The organism is Neobacillus paridis (assembly GCF_016765675.1).
In the GTDB taxonomy this organism is placed as follows: Bacteria; Bacillota; Bacilli; order Bacillales; family Cytobacillaceae; genus Neobacillus; species Neobacillus paridis.
This window is the reverse complement of the sequence record NZ_JAESWB010000057.1, coordinates 1-623: the sequence shown is the minus strand read 5'-3', so window position 1 is coordinate 623 and position 623 is coordinate 1. Positions and strand designations below refer to the sequence as shown.

Genomic DNA, 623 nt, shown 5'->3' with positions numbered 1-623 from the left:
GGGGAATGCAGGGCTTGTTCACTGTGAATTCTGCGGATGCGGGCTGGCTGGACCGGGTCGAGTATAGCGGCTTTGCCGGCATCGTCAACGATAGGCCCGGCTTGGCGTGACCGGCGCCCGGCCGCTACCAACAACCTGCTCAGAAACGAAAAAGGGAGCTGGCTTCAAGCCAGCTCCCCTTAATCCCTGGTGCTGATGAGACGAATCGAACGTCCGACCTACTGATTACGAATCAGTGAAAAACAGCACTTATTGGCATTGATTTTTTTCAACAAAATCAAAATACCACATTAAAAACATCGTCTTATTGAAACTCGATGTCCCTACTGCATTTCCCAATATTGCTTAGTGTTGATATAATTTTCCTACACAGCGCCTACATGGAGCAGGCAAAGATGAAGAAAGTAAATTTCACGGCGGAACGGGTAACGAACTTCAAATGCGAAAGCGGAAAAAAACAATCCATTTTCTGGGATGGGAAAACTCCTGGATTGGGCCTCCGTGTGACCTCCACCGGTGCGAAGTCATATATATTTGAAACCCGCCTACATGGCAAAACTCTTCGCGTAACTATTGGCGATGTGCGTACTTGGTCAATTGTGAGGGCTCAAGCCGAAGCAACT

At 48.5% G+C, this 623-nt stretch carries 1 protein-coding gene; it reads left to right on the top strand.

Annotation, left to right across the window (positions count from 1 at the left end; translation table 11 throughout):
- Positions 1–395: 395 nt before the first annotated feature.
- A partial coding sequence (locus JK635_RS05545) for an Arm DNA-binding domain-containing protein (protein ID WP_202652996.1) occupies positions 396–623 on the top strand: 228 nt, incomplete at its 3' end.